A 19,641-nucleotide genomic window follows, 5' to 3' on the forward strand; every position below is an offset into this window, starting at 1 on the left:
TGTGTTTTTAAAGATTAGTATTTCGGTTAATAAACAAATAATATCCATTAGCAGTTGCACGGATACCGATAGGGTGTATTTTTGAAATTCTTTCAAGAACCTTTTCCAGTGGCACACTTAAATCAATCGTTCCTTGTAAAGGGAAATTTTCGATAGACGGATCACAAGTAATTTCACAACCATAATAGAGGGAAAGTCGTTGCAATATAGTACTCATATCACGCCCTTCCAAAGGAAAGTGTCCTTTCGTCCATGCCGTATATTCTTCCGCATTAACAGAACGTTTGACATTAGCCACCCCTTCGGATAATTTCAACAACTCGTTCGGTTTTACGGCAGTCTCCTTATTTGCATGATCTTTCACTATGATAGAGCCACGCACCAAGACCACTTCTGCCTCACGCATTGCTTTGTAAGCATCGACATTGAAAGCAGTTCCCGTCACACGGATATCAAAACCGGAAGTTTTCACAATAAATGGTTTTTCAGTATCCTTCTTGACATCAATGAAAATCTCGCCGTCTACATAGATTTCACGGGATTTACCCTCAAACACACTAGGATATACGACCTTAGTACCAGCGTTTACATACAGCGAAGTCCCGTCAGCCAGTACCAACCGCGATGTTTTCCCTTTAGGAACAATCAATTGGTTATACTCCGTCTTTTGCGGTTTACTTTCCACCTGCTGCTCATTGACCGAAGCCTCTCCTTCCTGCGAATAACTGATACGGGCGCCTTTATCCACTTCTATCCGTTGCTGTGCATGAGTGATAAGAAGCACCTGTTGCACCGTATCAGTCGTACATTGTTCCAATAATGCAATAGCAGTATCTATGGAATGTGAATGATGATCCATATATATTTTTGTTCCCCAGGCGATACCTGCAAATAAAGCAGCCACCCCTGCCGCTAACATATATATTCGCAAATACCTGTGTCGTTTGGAAACAGGCTCGCGATTTACATTTTGCATTAAAGCATTCCAGCGTTTTTCTATATCCGCTTCGGGTACTTCTTTCTCCAAAGTCCGGAAATAGGAAATCAACGGATCACGTTCATTATCTTTATCTTGTATAGTGTCTTTTTTCTGCATAAATTAGAGTTCGTTTTATAATAAAGACGGAATGGATAAAAAAACCTACTCCATTATTCTGGATTTTTTTTAATTCTATGGCTCCGTTTTTCTCATTTCCACTTTTTATTGTTACTTTTGCAGTTCTTAAATAGAGCTAACACACTTACCGTTATGACAGATATAAAAAACGAAGAAGCAGGTGAAAAGAAAAGCTTGAACTTTATTGAGCAAGCAGTAGAGAAAGATTTGAAAGAAGGTAAAAATGGAGGAAAAGTGCAGACGCGCTTCCCGCCCGAGCCTAACGGATACCTTCACATCGGTCATGCCAAAGCTATTTGCCTTGATTTTGGCATTGCAGAAGCACATGGAGGTGTATGTAACCTTCGTTTCGACGACACAAACCCTACCAAGGAAGATGTGGAATACGTAGAAGCTATCAAGGAAGATATCCAATGGTTAGGTTACCAATGGGGAAATGAGTATTATGCTTCCGACTACTTCCAGCAATTATGGGACTTCGCTATCCGCCTTATACAAGAAGGAAAAGCATATATCGATGAGCAGACTTCCGAACAGATTGCACAGCAAAAAGGAACTCCTACCCAACCGGGTGTGGAAAGTCCGTACCGGAATCGTCCTATCGAAGAAAGCCTCGAACTTTTCAAAAAGATGAATAGCGGTGAGATCGAAGAAGGCGCTATGGTGCTCCGTGCAAAGATTGACATGGCTAATCCCAATATGCACTTCCGCGATCCGATCATCTATCGTGTGGTAAAACACCCGCACCACCGCACAGGCACCACATGGAAAGCCTATCCGATGTACGACTTCGCCCACGGACAAAGTGACTTCTTCGAAGGAGTTACCCATTCCCTGTGTACGCTCGAGTTCGTTGTGCACCGCCCGCTTTACGATCTCTTTATCGACTGGTTGAAAGAAGGGAAAGACCTGAACGACCATCGTCCCCGTCAAACGGAATTCAATAAATTGAATCTTAGCTATACACTGATGAGTAAGCGTAACTTGCTGACACTGGTGAAAGAAGGCCTGGTAAACGGCTGGGATGATCCCCGTATGCCGACAATCTGCGGTTTCCGCCGTCGCGGTTATTCTCCCGAATCTATCCACAAATTTATTGATAAAATCGGATATACCACTTACGACGCGCTGAATGACATCGCTTTGCTCGAAAGTTCTGTAAGAGACGACCTGAACAGCCGTGCTATCCGTGTGTCCGCCGTTATCAATCCGGTGAAACTTATCATTACCAACTACCCGGAAGGACAGGTCGAGGAACTGGAAGCTATCAACAATCCGGAAGATCCGGAAGCAGGAAGTCACCTGATCGAATTTAGCCGTGAACTGTGGATGGAACGTGAAGACTTTATGGAAGATGCTCCCAAGAAATATTTCCGTATGACACCGGGACAGGAAGTGCGTCTCAAAAATGCCTATATCGTAAAATGTACAGGATGTAAAAAAGACGAGAACGGTATCATCACCGAAGTTTATTGTGAATACGATGCAAATACCCGTAGCGGTATGCCGGATGCCAACCGTAAGGTGAAAGGAACACTTCACTGGGTAAGCTGCAACCACTGTATGCAAGCGGAAGTACGTCTGTACGACCGTCTGTGGAAAGTAGAAAACCCGCGCGACGAACTGGCTGCTATCCGCGAGGCCAAAAACTGTGATGCATTGGAAGCAATGAAAGATATTATCAACCCCGATTCACTGAAAGTTCTTCCGAACTGCTACATAGAGAAGTTTGCAGCAACCCTGCCTCCACTCTCCTATTTGCAGTTCCAACGAATCGGTTACTTCAACATTGACAAAGATTCAACTCCGGAAAAACTGATATTCAACCGTACAGTGGGTTTAAAAGACACGTGGGGTAAGATCAATAAATAACTAAGCCGTCAGGCTTTACTTTATAACATGGGGCTGTGTCAAAAGGAAATGAACAAGAACTTTTGTAGCAGCCCCATGTCAGCAATTAAAAAGAAAAAAATAAAATGGGGAGAAAAAATTCACCAAGTGCAAAAAAAGAACTGACTGAAATCATCCAAAGATACGAAGCCGCCAAAGCAGAAAAACGACAACTATACCTGGATGGCGACCAGCTCGCTGATATTGCCGATTGGTATGCCACCGAACGCAAATTCAACGATGCACAGGAAGTCATTAATTACGGACTTCAACTGCACCCCGGCAACACTGGCTTACTGATAGAACAAGCCTTTCTTTATCTGGATACTCAAAAACTAAGTAAAGCCAAAGAAGTGGCAAACAGTATCACAGAAACATATGACTCCGAGGTAAAAATGCTGAAAGCAGAACTGTTACTGAATGAAGGCAAACTGGAAGAAGCACAACAACTGATAAATACAATCGAGGACACCGACGATCTGGCCTCAATCATCGAGATCGTTTATCTTTATATGGATATGGGATATCCGGAAGCCGCGAAAGAATGGATAGACAAGGGACAAGACCAATATGGCGAAGAAGAAGACTTTATCGTACTTCAGGCCGACTATCTGGGAGCAACGCAACACATGAAAGAAGCTATCGAGTGCTTTGACAAGTTGATTGACATCGCTCCTTATAACCCTTCTTACTGGATGGGACTGGCAAAATGCTATTTCATGAGCGAGGATATAAACAAAACTATCGAAACCTGTGATTTCGCACTGGCTGCCGATGATAAATACGGAGAAGCCTACGCTTACAAAGCACACAGTTTCTTCTACCTCAACAACCCCGACAGCGCTATCGAGAATTACGAAAAAGCCATTGAATACAAAGCCATCCCCCCCGAATTGGGGTATATGTTCATGGGGATGTCCTATGCTACCAAAGAAGATTGGGAAAAAACAGAAGAATGTTGTAACCAGGTTATCCGGATTTTTGAGGAAAACGGAGACAGCGGTTCGATTCTACTGATAGATACTTATACCACTAAAGCAAATGCCGTTGCCAAAATGGGAAGATATAAGGAAGCTCACCAGCTATGCAAGAAAGCAAAAGAAATCAATCCGGACGAAGGCCTTATCTTCCTGACGGAAGGGAAAGTATACCTAGAGGAAGATATAGAGAAAAAAGCAACCCAAGCATTTAAAAAAGCTGCAAAAACCAGTACCGGTCCGGAAATGTGGTACATGATCGGTACTGCTTATTCGGAACACAATTATATGTACGAGGCCAAAGAAAATTATGAGAAAGCCTACAAAATCAATCCGAAATATGAAGACCTGCCGGAAAGATTGAGTGTTATCAGTATCATGACCGATGACCTGGACGGTTTCCTCAAATACAATAAAGATTGCGAACGTCCATTCAGAGAAGAAACCATTCAGCAGTTGTTGAACGGTCCGGACCATAGAAAAGAGGATGAACCGATCTTAAAAGAAATTATGAAACGTCTTAAAGAAGAAAAAGAAAACAATAAATCAAATTAAATCATTCATCCCTTAAAAAATGGAATCAGTAGCAGAACTTCTCAAATGGGTATTAGAAAACTTGAACTATTGGGTAGTCACAATCTTTATGGCTATCGAGAGCTCTTTTATTCCCTTTCCCTCTGAGGCCGTAGTGCCACCTGCCGCATGGAAAGCCATGGCAGACGACAGTATGAACATTTTTCTAGTCATTGTATTCGCAACTGTGGGAGCAGACATCGGTGCATTAGTCAATTATTACCTGGCCCGTTGGTTAGGGCGTCCCATTGTTTACAAATTTGCTAACAGCCGTTTGGGGCATATGTGTCTTATCGATGAAGAAAAAGTGCACCATGCCGAAGAATATTTCAGAAAACACGGTGCGGCCTCCACTTTCTTCGGACGTCTCATCCCTGCTGTACGTCAGCTTATCAGTATTCCTGCCGGATTGGCCGGCATGAAGTTAGGCCCTTTCCTACTTTATACAACGCTAGGCGCCGGAATATGGAATACGGTATTGGCCGTGCTCGGATATCTGATTTATCGGTTTACAGACCTCAAAACAACCAATGACGTTTATGTAATGGCAACCAAATATAGTCACGAAATCGGTTATGTCATTATAGCTGTTGTCATACTGGTTGTCGGATTCATCGCTTACAAAGGACTGAAAAAAAAGAAGAAATAAGTAGTAGATATAAAATATAAAGCGCAACTACCAGTCAGGTAGTTACGCTTTATATTTATACTTGAATTAGAAATTAAACTGCACTCCCACGCCCAATATCTCTTTGAATTGTACACGTGATCCTTTTGTACCGTCTTTCTGAGCTATTTTCACATCATCATCATACATCAGATTGGTAGTCAGAGTGGTTGAGAACCATTTATTGATAATCATATTTACTTGTACTTCCCAATTCACATCTATATTCAGAGGTTTATGCAGATAGTCGGAATATAAGTCAAGACGAGAATATACGGTCATATTCTTTAGAAATTCATATTTGACCTCCCCCTTCAGGTTTGCTCCAAAAGCTGATAGCAGATGTTTACCGGGATCTACTCCATAAGCCCCCTCATCAGAGAGACGGTCGTTTAGTACGAAGGTGCCACGCCAAGAAGCAGGAGATAGTACAACTGTAAATATCTTGCCCGGATCATAAGTAAATCCCAAACCGGTAGTCAAATAACCGGGAGCCATAAATTCGGAGATTGAAACATCTTTGTTGACCGAATAGTCATACCCCGGAGAGAATTGAGTTTGGAATGTCGCAAATGCACTGGCATACCAATTTTTGGCAATGGAATAACCGTAATTCGTATTCAGATAAATCTTATCATTTGCTTTTCTCGTACCATCTTCCCCAGTCTTATTAAGTCCGTATGCCAATTCCAGACGATTGGTCCATAAATGTTTTTCTTTCTTGTAATTAATCTGATATGTACCTTGCAAGTCAAAGGCCACAGAGTTATCACCTCCGGCAGCCCAGTTGGTCAGACTAACCTGTGTCAGTTTCAGTCCGGCAAATCCTTCTTTAGTCCAGGGAGAAGTTTGAGTACTATCGGCAGTTTGAGCCGAAAGGGTTCCAATGCCCATAGTTGACAGGGCAAAGAATAAAATTCCTATTTTGTTCATGTCAATAAGGTTTAGTGTATAAAAAACACAACCTAACAAGAATGGAGGTCTGGTGTCCTGCCAGACCTGTCTACCAGTTCTCATTAGGTCAAAATCTTATAAATCCAAATTAAAAAATCATTTCACAGCAGCCAGCGCCTTATCGTAATCAGGTTCTTGCGTGATTTCCGGAACAAGTTCAGTATAAGCTACCTTTCCATTTTTGCCAATCACCACCACTGCACGTGCCAAAAGTCCGGCCAATGGCCCGTCCGCCATACGCACACCGTAGCTTTCATCAAAATCCGAAAAACGGAAGTCTGACAATGGAATTACATTCTCAATACCTTCCGTCGTGCAGAAACGACCGTGAGCAAAAGGAAGATCTTTAGAAATAGCCAATACAACCGTATCTTTCAATCCGGCAGCCATCTTATTAAATTTGCGTACCGACGTTGCGCATACACTTGTGTCCAAACTTGGGAAAATATTCAAAATCACATTTTTACCATTCAAGTCTTTCAGAGAGAAAGAAGATAAATCTGTTTTTACCAGCTCAAAATCGGGAGCTACTTTACCCACTTGTATAAATTCACCGATCAGTTTCACCGGTTGTCCTTTGAAATTTGTTGTTGCCATAATGCATATTTTTTTTAAAATTTACTTTATATAGAAAACAACTATTCCTCGAAATATGTTCACGGAAAACCTTTTCTAAATTCAAATTGTTATTCCACAACGAAATTACTCTAGTATTCAATTTTAAATATAAAAACGTATGGAAACAGTATTCAATGAGATTCAACACTCAGTAAAAAATTGGTGGGCTTCTCTTCTCTTGGGAATCGTGTATATTATTGTAGCCCTCTGGCTGATGTTTGCACCTTTAAGCAGTTATGTAGCTCTAAGTATCGTATTCAGCATATCCATGTTGATAAGCGGTATCTTGGAAATCCTCTTTGCAGTCAGCAATCGAAAAGGTGTGCCAAGCTGGGGCTGGTATATCGTGGGAGGAATCATCGACGTTATTCTCGGCATCTACCTGATTGCCTATCCCATGGTCAGCATGGAAGTCATTCCGTTTATCATAGCCTTCTGGCTCATGTTCCGCGGCTTCTCCTCCACCGGTTACTCGATCGACCTGAAACGCTATGGTACTCGCGACTGGGGCTGGTACATGGCTTTCGGTATCCTTGCCATTATATGTTCCTTATTGATATTGTGGCAACCGGCCATAGGTGCACTCTACGCGGTCTATATGATTTCTTTCACTTTCCTCATTATCGGACTATTCCGTGTCATGCTTTCCTTTGAACTTAAGAATTTGCATAAAAGAAAATAAAATTCTTTCGGCACTTACTTTGGTATTTTGTTTATCTTTGTAGGCAATTTACATGAATCAATTAATTAAAAAGGAAGAAAATTATGGCAATGCATACTTGGTTTGAGTGCAAGATTCGTTATGAAAAAGTAATGGAAAACGGAATGCAGAAAAAAGTTACCGAACCATATCTTGTTGATGCACTCAGCTTTACAGAAGCAGAAGCACGAATTATTGAAGAAATGACTCCATTCATATCCGGAGAATTTACAGTTTCCGACATTAAACGTGCCAATTATAGCGAACTTTTCCCCAGCGACGAAGAAAGTGCCGACCGTTGGTTCAAATGCAAACTTATTTTCATCACGCTGGACGAAAAAAGCGGTGCAGAGAAAAAGACTTCCACACAGGTATTGGTACAGGCTGCCGACCTGCGCGATGCAGTTAAGAAACTGGACGAAGGCATGAAAGGAACCATGGCAGACTATCAGATCGGCATGGTATCCGAAACTCCGCTCATGGATGTATATCCTTACAGCGCCGGACCGAATGACAAACCGGAGTTTGATCCGTCAAAAGCATAAGCAACAATGAGTATTGCTGAAAATTTAAAGCAAGTACTGGCCGAACTCCCGCAAGGAGTCCGGCTGGTTGCTGTCTCAAAATTCCACCCCAATGAAGCGATAGAAGAAGCATATCAAGCAGGACAGCGTATTTTTGGAGAAAGCAAAGTGCAGGAAATGACAGCTAAATACGAAAGTTTGCCCAAAGATATCGAATGGCATTTTATCGGACACCTGCAAAGTAATAAAATTAAATACATGATACCATACGTAGCGATGATTCATGGAATTGACACTTATAAGTTACTGGCAGAGGTCAACAAGCAAGCTGTCAAAGCAGGACGCATCATCAACTGCCTGTTGCAAATCCATGTGGCACAGGAAGAAACTAAATTTGGTTTCAGCCCCGACGAATGCAAAGATATGCTGAACACCGGAGAATGGAAAGAACTGACCCATGTCCGTATCTGCGGTTTAATGGGAATGGCGAGCAACACCGATAATGTTGAACAAATCAACCGGGAATTTTGTTTACTAGACAGGCTCTTTAAAGAGATAAAAACAACCTGGTTCGCCGATTCGGACGCTTTCCGGGAATTATCCATGGGTATGTCACACGATTATCACGAAGCTATTGCTGCAGGAAGTACCTTAGTACGGGTAGGAAGCAAGATTTTCGGAGAACGAAATTATTAAATTAGAAGTAGTAACTACTAAAAAAAGATTCATTATGACCGATTTAAAAACTACTTTCGCAGGGCTTTCTCTTAGAAACCCAATCATCATCAGTAGCTCGGGACTGACTAACAGTGTCGGCAAAAATAAGAAATTGGCAGAAAACGGCGCCGGTGCCATTGTTCTGAAATCACTGTTCGAAGAACAGATCATGCTGGAAGCGGACCAACTGAAAGATCCGGCTTTCTATCCGGAAGCAAGTGACTATCTGGCAGAATACATCCGTGAACATAAATTGTCCGAATATCTGACTTTAATCAAAGAAAGCAAAAAGGAATGTCCTATTCCTATCATTGCCAGTATCAACTGTTACAGTGATTCCGAATGGATTGACTTTGCCAAACAAATTGAAGCAGCGGGTGCCGATGCATTAGAAATCAATATTCTGGCTTTACAGTCCGATGTTCAATATACATACGGTTCGTTCGAACAACGTCATATCGATATTCTCCGCCACATAAAAAAGACAATCAACATTCCGGTTATCATGAAACTGGGTGATAACCTGACTAATCCAGTGGCACTGATTGACCAGTTATATGCCAACGGTGCGGCTGCAGTTGTCCTCTTCAACCGTTTCTACCAACCGGACATCAACATTGAAAATATGGAGCATATGTCCGGTGAAATATTCAGCAACGCTTCCGATCTCGCCAACCCGCTTCGTTGGATCGGCATTGCATCTGCGGTAGTAGACAAGATTGATTATGCAGCTTCCGGTGGTGTAGCCAATCCCGAATCAGTAGTAAAAGCGATTCTTGCCGGCGCTTCAGCTGTGGAAGTGTGCAGTGCAATCTATCAAAACACCAACGCATTCATCGGAGAAGCCAACCGTTTCCTCTCCGCCTGGATGGAAAGAAAAGGATTCAACAATATCACTCAATTCAAAGGCAGACTGAATATTAAAGATGTAAAGGGCGTTAATACATTTGAACGCACCCAATTCCTAAAATATTTCGGAAAGAAAGAATGATAAAGAGTGAATTATAAATAATGAACGGTGAACTCATTGCAGCATGACAGCTCAATTTGTTCACCGTTCGTCGTTTACAGTTTATCGTTTAATAAAGATTATCTGTTTATAGCAAGTTACTCGCCAGTTCACTCAACTCACTACGTTCGCCCTTCAACAGGTTGACGTGCGCAAAGATATTCTGATCTTTCATGCGGTCAATCATATATACCAGCCCGTTAGACTGGCTATCCAGATAAGGCTGGTCAATCTGTTGGATATCTCCGGTAAATACCATTTTCGTACCTTCTCCCGCACGAGTGATAATCGTTTTTATTTCGTTCGGAGTCAGGTTCTGCGCTTCGTCGATAATACAATACATCTCGCTTAAACTGCGTCCACGGATAAAAGCCAGAGCCTCAATTACCAGTTGCTCGCTCTTTTGCATATCCTCAATGCGTTTCACCTCTGTGGAGTTCGTCGCAAACTGACGTTTGATTACATTCAAGTTGTCGAACAACGGTTGCATGTAAGGAGCCACTTTTTCCTGTGCGTCTCCCGGAAGGAAACCGATATCCTTATTCGAAAGTGCCACTACCGGACGTGCCAGTAATATCTGTTTGTAATCGGTCAATTTACCCAAAGCAGCAGCCAATGCCAATAAAGTCTTGCCCGTTCCCGCCTTTCCCGTCAATGCCACCAATTTCACATTCGGGTCATTCAGAATTTCAAAAGCAAAACTTTGTTCGGCGTTCCGGGGCTCGATTCCATAATTCTTGCCTTTCATCACCCGGCAGATAGAATGAGTAAAAGGATTATAACGTGCCAATACACTATTACGATCACTCTTCAGCACAAAACATTCATTCGGATGAATCAGATCCTTAAAGTCAAACTCGCTCAAGTCGAGTCCCTCTTTAGAAGAATAGATACGGTCGATCAATGCCGGATCTACATTTTCAAATATTTCATTGGATTTTTCAAAGACATCCACATTCACGACCTTATCTGTGATATAATCCTCACAAAGAAGTCCGATAGAACGGGCCTTCATACGCAAATTCACATCTTTGGTCACCAGAATAGACTTCATTTTCGGATATTTCGCCGTCAGATATTCAGTTGCCGCGAGAATCAGATGATCCGGTTTCCTGATAGGGAAAGACTCCCATACTTTAGTAGCCGGCACATTGCTGGTCACTACAAACAAACGTCCCAATCCTTCTCCCAGTTTCACCCCTTCGGAGAAAAGTTCGTCGCTTGTCAACACATCCAGTTCACGTACAAACTCACGAGCATTGAAATTAATCTGCTCGTTTCCCTTCTTAAACTTATCCAGTTCTTCGAGTACGACAAGAGGGAGATAGATATCATTTTCCTGAAAGTTCTTCAAGCAATTGTAGTCGTGAAGAATAACATTTGTGTCCAACACAAAATTTTTCTTAGTTCCCATGGTTTCTTTAAATTTAAATGTTGATATTTGCACTCTCATTCACCAATCCCGCATATAAAGTTGAATTGGTGGTTCTAAAGATAAACAAATTAGCGGGCAATAAAGATTGCCCGAAGTTAAATATTATAAAACATGGATTATCAGAACACTTTAAAGTACTTATATGAGAGTATGCCTATGTTTCAGCAAATAGGTGGAAAAGCATATAAGCCGGGATTAGAGACAACACACAAATTAGATGAACATTCCGGATATCCTCATCAACAATTCAAGACGATACATATCGCCGGAACGAACGGAAAAGGTTCCTGCTCCCACACTATTGCGGCAGTATTGCAATCGGCCGGATATCGGGTCGGATTATTTACTTCCCCTCATCTGGTGGACTTCCGAGAACGTATCCGCATCAACGGAGAAATGATACCCGAAGAATATGTAGTAAACTTTGTCGCAGATCACCGTTCCTTCTTCGAGCCACTACATCCTTCATTTTTCGAGTTGACCACCGCAATGGCATTCCGTTATTTTGCCGATCAGAAAGTAGACGTGGCAGTGATCGAAGTTGGCATGGGCGGACGGCTGGACTGTACCAATATCATCCAGCCCGACTTATGCATCATTACCAACATCGGCTTCGATCATATGCAATATCTGGGCGATACATTACCCAAAATAGCCAAAGAGAAAGCAGGGATTATCAAAGAAGGAGTTCCGGTAGTTATCGGGCGGGCAAAAGGTCACGTGAAGCGCGTGTTCACAATAAAGGGAAAAAAAGTAAATGCTCCTGTCATATATGCACAATCCATTGCCCCATACAACTGCATGGACTGGCTTTCCTATTCACAATCACAAGAATTAAGAGAACGGCTGACTAATATCCAACAAACTTTGTATGAATCGGTAGAAGATAAAGACGAAAATTTCGAACAAAATTTCCGGGAGCTATGTCTGTTTTTAAATCCGGCAGACAGCATGCACGCGCTGGACAAAATACTTGATAAAAGAAAAGATGCTATCCGAATTACAAATGGCATGTTTCCTTGCGGACTTTTTATGGAGTTAAGTGGTATTTACCAGTTTGAAAATTGCCTCACAATACTAACAGCCCTCGAAGAATTAGAAAGAATAGGCTATCGCATTCTTCCCAAAGACTATCTCAACGGTTTCTCCGATGTATGCCAACTCACCGGACTAATGGGACGTTGGCAAAAGGTGTACAGTTATCCGGATATTATTTGTGATACCGGACACAATGTTGACGGAATTAAATACATCTGCGAACAACTCGATTTTTACCAACAGACTCTCAAGCAGCAACTCCATTTCGTATTCGGCATGGTCAACGACAAAGACATAAGCAGCGTTCTGAAATTGCTACCGAAAAATGCTATCTATTATTTTACCAAAGCAAGTGTGAAACGGGCGCTTCCGGAAAACGAGCTCTTGAAACAGGCAGAAGAAGCGGGATTGACAGGAACGGCCTACCCTACTGTGGTAGATGCCGTACAGGCAGCTAAAAAGAACTGCCTCCCTAAAGACCTTATCTTCGTGGGAGGCAGCAGTTTCATTGTCGCCGATTTGTTAGCGAACCGCGATACACTCGATCTCCACTAACGCATCCTTTGGCAGAGCTTTTACGGCAACCGCCGAACGTGCCGGAAAAGCTCCGTCAAAATATGTAGCATACACGCCGTTCATCCCGGCAAAGAAAGACATATCTTGAAGGAATACAGTCGTTTTGACAATGTTTCCCATTGTCAAACCTGCTTCTTCAAGAATATGTTTTATATTCTCTAACGACTGACGTGCCTGTTCTTCAATACCTTCCGCCATTTTTCCGGTAGCAGCGTCAATAGGCAACTGTCCGGACACAAAGATCATTCCATTTGCTTCTATCGCCTGACTGTAAGGTCCGATAGCTCCCGGAGCCTTCTCACTACAAATTACTTTTTTCATATTTATTTCTTTTTCTGTTTTATTGATTCTCAAAGATAGCAAAAAAAAGCCTCTCACAAAACGAATTTTGCAAGAGGCCGTCTATTTCTTCTTAAAAAAGATTATTCAGCTTTTTCTTCTTCAACAGCAGGAGCTGCTTCAACCGGTTTTTCAACTTTTACTTCTTCTCTTGCAACATTCACCGTTACATTCACCGAAGAAGGCTGTGCTTGATACGGCATACGGTTTTTCGGATCTTCACCATATTGGTTAGGGCCTACCGTACCGTCTGCAAACAACATATAAAGTCCGAATAGTGCGTTAACAATAGGAACAAACATCAGCAGAATCAACCAACCTGATTTGTCCAGGTCGTGCAAACGTTTTACCCCCTGTGCCAAAGAGAACCACATGGAAGCAACCAATGCAGCAAGACCGATCAACAAACCGAATACCGAACCACCTGCAGATCCCATACCAGCACCTAAAATAAAGGTACCGATACCCAATGCCCATGCAATACTAAACACTATACCACCAACAATGCCTGACAGGAAATATTCGATTCTACGAATACGACCGTCAAAAGAAAAAGGAGCTTTGAACATAATTTATTAAGTTTTATATGAATAAAATAAGTGAATTATTATTCGTGTTTCTCAATATGGAAGCAAAGATATAAAAAAAATTAAATAGAGAAAGCAATTAGGCAAAAAAAACGAAAAAGTGCCCCATTTTCTGTAGAAATCACAATCTCACCCCATCCCATTCCATTACTATCACCCATTCTTTCGGCTGACAAGTTCCGTGAGAACAGTGAGGAACTGTAGCAACCACCAAGTCACAATTGGAAGATAGTACAATTCTTAATTCTTTCAGCAACATATCCAGCTGAATCATTAAATGAAGATACTTCGTCATACACCGGATCACTCGTACATACTGATAAATACACATATCCTCTCCCCGTCTTATTCCACCCAACGTTTTTGAGGAAATAGCAAATTCATCCATAAAAAATGCATTAATAAATGCGCTATCTGTATCCATTAAAGCCAATACCAAATTGCTTAAAAACTCATAAGGTTTTTGTTTTTCTTTCGCCATGTCATTCTATGATTAATAATTTTAAATTTTTCAGTTTATATTTGCTTTATCAAGTGCTTTCCACATAGGAAAGTAACCCTATTTTTAATATCCCGACCTTTGCTCCCGCTATCTGATAGTCAGGTAGCACAATCTTACAAAAAACAATTTTATATGAAAGTTCTAGAAGAAATCAAAGTCTCGGTTTATGAAAATGTGTATTCAAAAAAGCCCAAAGTCATGTCTTTCCTTGAAGTCATTATTATGTGTATTCATCCTGTTTATGCAACGATTATCAACACCATCCGTAGATATTATGCAGATGGAGATCATGCTGCCGCACAGAAATTGAAAAATCAACTCCCTTGCTTCACTCCGGCAGGTACATTCAATGGAGCGCATGCTATCAAACACTTCCTCCTCCCCAGTCATATTGTCGGACTCGATTACGATCACGTAAAAAATCGTCTGGAAGTCATTCAACGTTGCGCGGCAGACCCGCATACGGTAGCGGCCATAGAAAGTCCGACCGACGGTGTGAAAATCTTCGCCTATGTAGAAGATATCGAAGGCCGCCATCGTGAAGGTCAGCAATTGGTGAGCCGTTACTACAATCAGTTGCTGGGTCTGGAGAGTGATCCGGCGTGCAAGGACGAAAGCCGTCTGTGTTATTTCAGTTATTCTCCCAATGGATACGTTGCTAGTCTCTATCAGGCATTTACTTTGGAACCATTAATGAGAAAAGAAGAAAACTCCTCTTCCGGAAATGAAAAACTTCCTCCTTTCCCCCTCCAAAACAACCCTACGGAAAATACTTCTGAAGACGAAATCAACAAGTTCATTTCGTCCTATATTTTCCTTCATCCCTTAACAACCGGGCAACGCCATTCCAACGTGTTCAAACTAGCCTGTGAAGCCTGCCGCCGCCACTATCCGCAAGAAAGCATATTACGCGGGCTAACAGTCTTTTTCGAGCACACAGATTTTCGTGCCGAAGAACTGATAAGCGTATTATCATCTGGTTACAAGCAAGTTAACAATCAGACATCCGCAACAGTTCCACCGGCTTATTCCCCCTGTCAAAAAGACATAAGGACAAAAGTCCCCTATGGTACTTTAGAAAACTCCGACAGCACCGAAGAAGCCTATTGGCTGGGAGAAGAATTCAGAAAAGAGACGCCTTTATTTCCTCGTGATTTGTACAATAATCTTCCCGACCTACTGAATGATTGCATCATCGAAGACGCGAGTGACCGCGAGCAAGACATCTCCCTCCTTTCCGATCTCACAGCACTAAGTGCGGCACTTCCACAAACTTTTGGAATTTATAATCACAAAAAGTATTCCACTCATTTGTTCTGTGTTATCTTTTCTTCTGCCGGTAGTGGCAAAAGCATTGCTCAAACCGGACGCTATCTATTGGAAGAAATACAGGCCGAAATACTGTCTACCAGTGAATCCATGCAAAAAAACTACCATACAGCGCACAACACTTGGCAAGCAGAATGTCAGCAAAAAAGGAAAAAAGGAGATACATATTCCGAAGAACCTCAAAGACCTCCTTTCAAGATGTTATTCATCCCCGCCACTACCAGTTACACCCGCATGCAAATTCAGATGCAGGACAACGGTTCGCAGGGAAGCATCATTTTCGATACGGAAGCGCAAACACTCTCCACAGCCAATCATCTGGATTGTGGGAACTTCGACGATATGCTCCGCAAAGCTTTTGAGCACGAAAACATTGATTCTTCCTATAAAGCCAACGGTATCAGTCCGGTTTATATCCGTCATCCTAAATTAGCCTTACTTCTGACGGGTACTCCCGGACAGATAGACAGTTTGTTAAGCAGTTGCGGGAACGGACTCCCCAGCCGTATTCTGACTTACACTTTCCGTGAAATTCCTCACTGGAAAGAAATGGGCGATGATTGCATTTCATTAGAAGACTCTTTCAAGCCGATTGCTCATCGTGTCTACGAACTATATAATTTCTGCCTGGCCCATCCTGTTCTATTTCATTTCACCCGTCCACAATGGCACCGTCTGAATGAGATTTTCTCACACATGCTGTCCGAGGTAGCCATGGAAGGCAATGATGATCTCCAAGCCGTAGTGAAGCGCTATGCCTTTCTGGTGATGCGTATCAGCATGATTCAAACCCGTATCCGGCAATTTGAAGCTAATGATCTTTCTCCCGAGATTTATTGTATAGATGCTGATTTCGAGCGTTCTCTTCAAATTGTCCTGTGTTGTTACGAGCATAGCCGTCTGTTACACTCATCCATGCCGGTCCCTTCGGTCCGTCCACTGAAAAATCCGAACGTTATTCGCAATTTCGTCAATGAGTTGCCAGATAGCTTCACTACAGACGAAGCGATCCGGCTCGGCGCAAAACACGATTTCAATCTCCGTAAGGTAACACGTCTTCTAAAATCGCTTAACGGAATAAAGATCAGTAAGATATCTCATGGTTCCTATATCAAGTTGAACAAGCAATAGTCACAACTGTCTTTTTTGTCCTTTTGTCCTTTTGGAAAATCGGAAAAACATTGGAGGATTTGAAAAAAACATCTCAATAATTGAAATCAAACATTGGGAAGTTTCGATACAAATCTCCCAATGTTTTTTCTATTTATCTATGCGCCTGTATACGTCACTATGCGTCATGCCGATTCCCCGATGTATTACTTTTGTCATGTAATCGATTACAAAGTTATCAGAAATTAACAATTAAAATTTAAAAAGTTATGGCACAGAATTACACTCTCATGGCTCGCAAGAACCTGTTGAAACCTGATGAAACTCCGAAGTACTATGCAGTGGCGCGTAGCGGTCGTAAAGTGACTGTCAAGGAAGTCTGCAAACGAATCTCCGAACGTTCTTCTTATTCAAAAGGAGAACTGGAAGGTTGTATCGGTGAGTTCCTGCTCGAAATAGTCAACGTACTGGATGAAGGAAATATCGCCCAAATGGGTGACCTGGGCAATTTCCGCATGAGCATCAAAACGGGCACTCCTACCGATACGGTAAAGGAATTCAAGACATCGTGCATCGATAAGGGCAAAGTACTCTTTTATCCCGGAAGTGATCTCCGCAAATTGTGTAAGACGCTGGATTATACATTGTATAAGAGCGATTCTTCGGCAGATTCGGACAAAGATCCGCTTCCTGATGACGGTGACGACAATCAAGGAGGTTCCGGCAGTGGGGTAACTCCGGATCCGTCAGTATAATCAACCGATTGTTGTTGGGTTATTGAGTTCAAAATGTATAAGTATTTATTCTTTAATTTAAATTCGTATGAAAAAGCAACTTTGGAAAAACATTCTCCAGTTTATTGTAACTATTGCAACGTCGGTCATTTCGGCCTTGGGTGTAACGTCCTGTATGGGACAGTAATCTTCTGATCATCTATATGGAAAAACCAGAAGATAATTATCTCCCCCGTGAGATTAAGTTATTGGTGATTCATTGCAGCGCAACGCGCTGCAATGTTCCTTTCACCGTAGAACAACTTCGGCAATGTCACCTGCAACGCGGATTCAAGGATATCGGCTATCACTTTTATATCACCCGGGACGGAGAGCTTCATCACTGCCGTCCGATATCAGAGCCGGGTGCACACGTGAGAGGCTTCAACCGGCACAGCATAGGCATTTGCTATGAAGGCGGACTGGACGAAAATGGGTGTCCGGCAGATACAAGAACCCAAGCGCAGCGCTGTAAGCATCCGATAAAGTACACATTGTATTTTCATAAAATAGAAAACTCGATATCAACTTTAGTCAAAAGCTAATATCGAGTTTTTTTTATTCTTCAACATAAATATTTAAACTCCAATTGGATTCGTGTTGGATTTCTCTAACTTCCAAACATCCGGAAGAAGTTCACGAACATTTTTCCCGGAGTCCTTTTCCAGATAGTATGGAAGTTTGGCTATGACATCATTCAGCCATTCCCTTGGGTTAATTTCCTGTGCTTTACAGGTAGCTAATAGTGAGCATATGATTGCTGTATTTTCAGCAGCCTCGTGGTTACCACAAAAGAGGAAGTTCTTTCTGGACAAAGTAAGTGGTCTAATCGCATTTTCCGCCAGATTATTATCGATTTTCAGATTTCCATCTTTCAGGTAATTCTTCATTCTTGGCCAAAGAGGATAAGTATAGGTAATAGCTTGTCCCATGCGACTTCTTGGTGGTACTTTGCCATAAGTCTGTTCCACCCATTTTTCAAAGGAGTCAAGTATGGGAGTTGCCAAACGCTGGCGGAGTGCACATCGTCCCTGCGCATCGAGTTTCCGGGCATCTGCTATCTGCTCAATATGATATAGTTCCTGTATTTGTTTAAGAGCATATTCAGCAAGTGATCTATTTTCATCCAGTGCCAGCTCCATATGTCTTCTGATATGGGCCAGACAGGCAATAAGGCACACGTCCTTAGTGCCATCAAACGCATTGTAGGCACTGTATCCGTCACTTTGAAGATATCCTTTGAAGTCCTTTAATAAATTTCTGATTGTCTGTCCGGATCGGGAACCGTCATCATAATGGAAGATGACCTGTTTTTCCATAACTGCCCTGACCATCCATAAATACTCCTTATCGGTTTTTCCCTTTCCTTTGTTGATGACCCGTACTGTGGTTTCGTCGACCTGAACATATCCGCTGCCCGTTACGAGCTTTACTAATTCCGAATAAAGAGGACTTAATAACTCACATACCGGCTTAAACCACCCGCTTAAAGTACTTTCCGGCAGTCGTACACCCAAATGTCTGTATTCCTTTACCTGACGGTAAAAGGGAACATGATATTCATATTTCTGCAGAAGTATTTCGGCTAGCAAGGAAGGTCCTGCCAGACATTTGTATATAGGGGAAGGTGGAAGCGGTGCTATTATGACACCGCTTTCACCCTCTTTGGGAAGACTTAAATTATTTTTGAGTCCGTATTTGGGACGTACTGTCTCTTTGACATATAGCTTTCCCGGTTCAAATTCAAGCGTACGTGTGCGCTCTTCACCTATACGACGATATCGATTCAGATCCACATTATCAGGTTCGACAATGACTTCCACAACGGGCAGCCCCTCTAACAGTTCCCGATTACGGCGGGATTCTTTTTTCTTTCCGTCCGGTTTACATGTCCTAGTGCCTACGCCAGTCTCCACAAGATCCGTTTCCTCTTGCCTGGGATTAGCCAAGGTATCAAACAAGGCAAGCTGGTTGGGATCCAAGGATGCCAGCTTTTCACTCTTTCTGCCGAAAAGCTGTCTGTTTAACCAGGCTACTTGCGACAGGAGTTCCTGTACTTTTTGCTGCAGTTCTCCCGTCTGTTCCATAAGTTTCTGATTTGATTCTACAAGGGTACGATTTGTCTCCAGAAGCCCTTTTATTTGCTCCTGTTGATTCTTGATTATTAGTTCCATCGTATCTGTATGAATCATTCTTTTTAGTATCT

Annotated in this window: 19 protein-coding genes and 1 pseudogene; 12 read left to right on the forward strand and 8 right to left on the reverse strand. The window is 42.2% G+C overall.

What is annotated here, in order from left to right; genetic code table 11:
* Positions 1-7: 7 nt before the first annotated feature.
* Positions 8-1,096 (reverse strand): FecR family protein, encoded by a 1,089-nt coding sequence (locus CGC64_RS14830; protein WP_005678179.1) that lies wholly within the window; start codon positions 1,094-1,096, stop codon positions 8-10.
* Positions 1,097-1,249: 153 nt separating this feature from the next.
* Between CGC64_RS14830 and CGC64_RS14835 the strand changes: the two genes are divergently transcribed.
* The 3 genes from CGC64_RS14835 (at position 1,250) to CGC64_RS14845 (ending at position 5,206) form a co-directional block, all read left to right on the forward strand.
* Entirely contained in the window at positions 1,250-2,989 is a 1,740-nt protein-coding gene (locus CGC64_RS14835; RefSeq protein WP_005678178.1) for a glutamine--tRNA ligase/YqeY domain fusion protein, read from the forward strand.
* 104 nt (positions 2,990-3,093) lie between these two features.
* The gene (locus CGC64_RS14840) at positions 3,094-4,539 is read left to right on the forward strand and encodes a tetratricopeptide repeat protein (RefSeq protein WP_005678177.1); all 1,446 of its coding nucleotides are present in this window, start codon (positions 3,094-3,096) and stop codon (positions 4,537-4,539) included.
* A gap of 19 nt (positions 4,540-4,558) precedes the next feature.
* Positions 4,559-5,206 carry a DedA family protein gene (locus CGC64_RS14845; protein WP_005678176.1) on the forward strand — a complete coding sequence of 216 codons (648 nt, stop codon included), beginning with the start codon at positions 4,559-4,561 and terminating at the stop codon, positions 5,204-5,206.
* 66 nt (positions 5,207-5,272) lie between these two features.
* Here the strand turns inward: CGC64_RS14845 and CGC64_RS14850 are convergent, their stop codons facing one another.
* Entirely contained in the window at positions 5,273-6,157 is an 885-nt protein-coding gene (locus CGC64_RS14850) for a DUF3078 domain-containing protein (protein ID WP_005681301.1), read from the reverse strand.
* Positions 6,158-6,274: 117 nt separating this feature from the next.
* Positions 6,275-6,775, reverse strand: a complete 501-nt coding sequence (gene tpx / locus CGC64_RS14855; RefSeq protein WP_005678174.1) for a thiol peroxidase — start codon at positions 6,773-6,775, stop codon at positions 6,275-6,277.
* Between the two features lie 139 nt (positions 6,776-6,914).
* Here tpx and CGC64_RS14860 point away from each other — a divergent pair, with 139 nt between their 5' ends.
* From CGC64_RS14860 to CGC64_RS14875, 4 genes are all read left to right on the forward strand, one after another.
* Positions 6,915-7,478: an HdeD family acid-resistance protein gene (locus tag CGC64_RS14860; protein ID WP_005678172.1), complete on the forward strand. Its 564-nt coding sequence runs from the start codon at positions 6,915-6,917 to the stop codon at positions 7,476-7,478.
* Positions 7,479-7,561: 83 nt separating this feature from the next.
* Complete coding sequence (locus tag CGC64_RS14865) at positions 7,562-8,041, forward strand: DUF4494 domain-containing protein (protein WP_005678170.1); 480 nt, start codon at positions 7,562-7,564, stop codon at positions 8,039-8,041.
* Between the two features lie 6 nt (positions 8,042-8,047).
* The gene (locus CGC64_RS14870; protein ID WP_005678169.1) at positions 8,048-8,716 is read left to right on the forward strand and encodes a YggS family pyridoxal phosphate-dependent enzyme; all 669 of its coding nucleotides are present in this window, start codon (positions 8,048-8,050) and stop codon (positions 8,714-8,716) included.
* A 34-nt stretch (positions 8,717-8,750) separates the two neighbouring features.
* Complete coding sequence (locus CGC64_RS14875) at positions 8,751-9,728, forward strand: dihydroorotate dehydrogenase-like protein (RefSeq protein WP_005678167.1); 978 nt, start codon at positions 8,751-8,753, stop codon at positions 9,726-9,728.
* A gap of 106 nt (positions 9,729-9,834) precedes the next feature.
* Here CGC64_RS14875 and CGC64_RS14880 read toward each other — a convergent pair whose 3' ends face one another.
* Positions 9,835-11,160, reverse strand: coding sequence for a PhoH family protein (locus CGC64_RS14880; protein ID WP_005681302.1), 1,326 nt, complete (start codon positions 11,158-11,160; stop codon positions 9,835-9,837).
* Positions 11,161-11,292: 132 nt separating this feature from the next.
* On the opposite strand from CGC64_RS14880, the gene CGC64_RS14885 reads away from it, so the two are divergent.
* Positions 11,293-12,774: a bifunctional folylpolyglutamate synthase/dihydrofolate synthase gene (locus tag CGC64_RS14885; protein ID WP_005678165.1), complete on the forward strand. Its 1,482-nt coding sequence runs from the start codon at positions 11,293-11,295 to the stop codon at positions 12,772-12,774.
* Here CGC64_RS14885 and CGC64_RS14890 read toward each other — a convergent pair.
* The 3 genes from CGC64_RS14890 to CGC64_RS14900 form a co-directional block, all read right to left on the reverse strand.
* Positions 12,742-13,116, reverse strand: a complete 375-nt coding sequence (locus CGC64_RS14890) for a RidA family protein (RefSeq protein ID WP_005678164.1) — start codon at positions 13,114-13,116, stop codon at positions 12,742-12,744. The genes CGC64_RS14885 and CGC64_RS14890 overlap by 33 nt on opposite strands.
* Before the next feature lie 101 nt (positions 13,117-13,217).
* Positions 13,218-13,703 carry a DUF805 domain-containing protein gene (locus tag CGC64_RS14895; RefSeq protein ID WP_005678162.1) on the reverse strand — a complete coding sequence of 162 codons (486 nt, stop codon included), beginning with the start codon at positions 13,701-13,703 and terminating at the stop codon, positions 13,218-13,220.
* A 139-nt stretch (positions 13,704-13,842) separates the two neighbouring features.
* Positions 13,843-14,202, reverse strand: a complete 360-nt coding sequence (locus CGC64_RS14900; protein ID WP_005678160.1) for a hypothetical protein — start codon at positions 14,200-14,202, stop codon at positions 13,843-13,845.
* A gap of 153 nt (positions 14,203-14,355) precedes the next feature.
* On the opposite strand from CGC64_RS14900, the gene CGC64_RS14905 reads away from it, so the two are divergent.
* The 4 genes and pseudogenes from CGC64_RS14905 to CGC64_RS14915 all read left to right on the forward strand — a co-directional run.
* Positions 14,356-16,683, forward strand: a complete 2,328-nt coding sequence (locus tag CGC64_RS14905) for a DUF3987 domain-containing protein (RefSeq protein WP_005678159.1) — start codon at positions 14,356-14,358, stop codon at positions 16,681-16,683.
* A gap of 248 nt (positions 16,684-16,931) precedes the next feature.
* Positions 16,932-17,417: an HU family DNA-binding protein gene (locus CGC64_RS14910; RefSeq protein WP_005678158.1), complete on the forward strand. Its 486-nt coding sequence runs from the start codon at positions 16,932-16,934 to the stop codon at positions 17,415-17,417.
* A 67-nt stretch (positions 17,418-17,484) separates the two neighbouring features.
* The gene (locus CGC64_RS18865; RefSeq protein WP_005681308.1) at positions 17,485-17,583 is read left to right on the forward strand and encodes a smalltalk protein; all 99 of its coding nucleotides are present in this window, start codon (positions 17,485-17,487) and stop codon (positions 17,581-17,583) included.
* Between the two features lie 16 nt (positions 17,584-17,599).
* Positions 17,600-17,929, forward strand: a pseudogene (locus CGC64_RS14915) (N-acetylmuramoyl-L-alanine amidase); the annotation flags it as partial.
* A gap of 84 nt (positions 17,930-18,013) precedes the next feature.
* On the opposite strand, the gene CGC64_RS14920 reads toward CGC64_RS14915, so the two are convergent.
* Positions 18,014-19,627 (reverse strand): IS66-like element ISBvu3 family transposase, encoded by a 1,614-nt coding sequence (locus tag CGC64_RS14920; protein ID WP_005678155.1) that lies wholly within the window; start codon positions 19,625-19,627, stop codon positions 18,014-18,016.
* Positions 19,628-19,641: the final 14 nt, after the last annotated feature.

It is taken from the genome of Bacteroides caccae, from assembly GCF_002222615.2.
GTDB lineage: Bacteria > Bacteroidota > Bacteroidia > Bacteroidales > Bacteroidaceae > Bacteroides > Bacteroides caccae.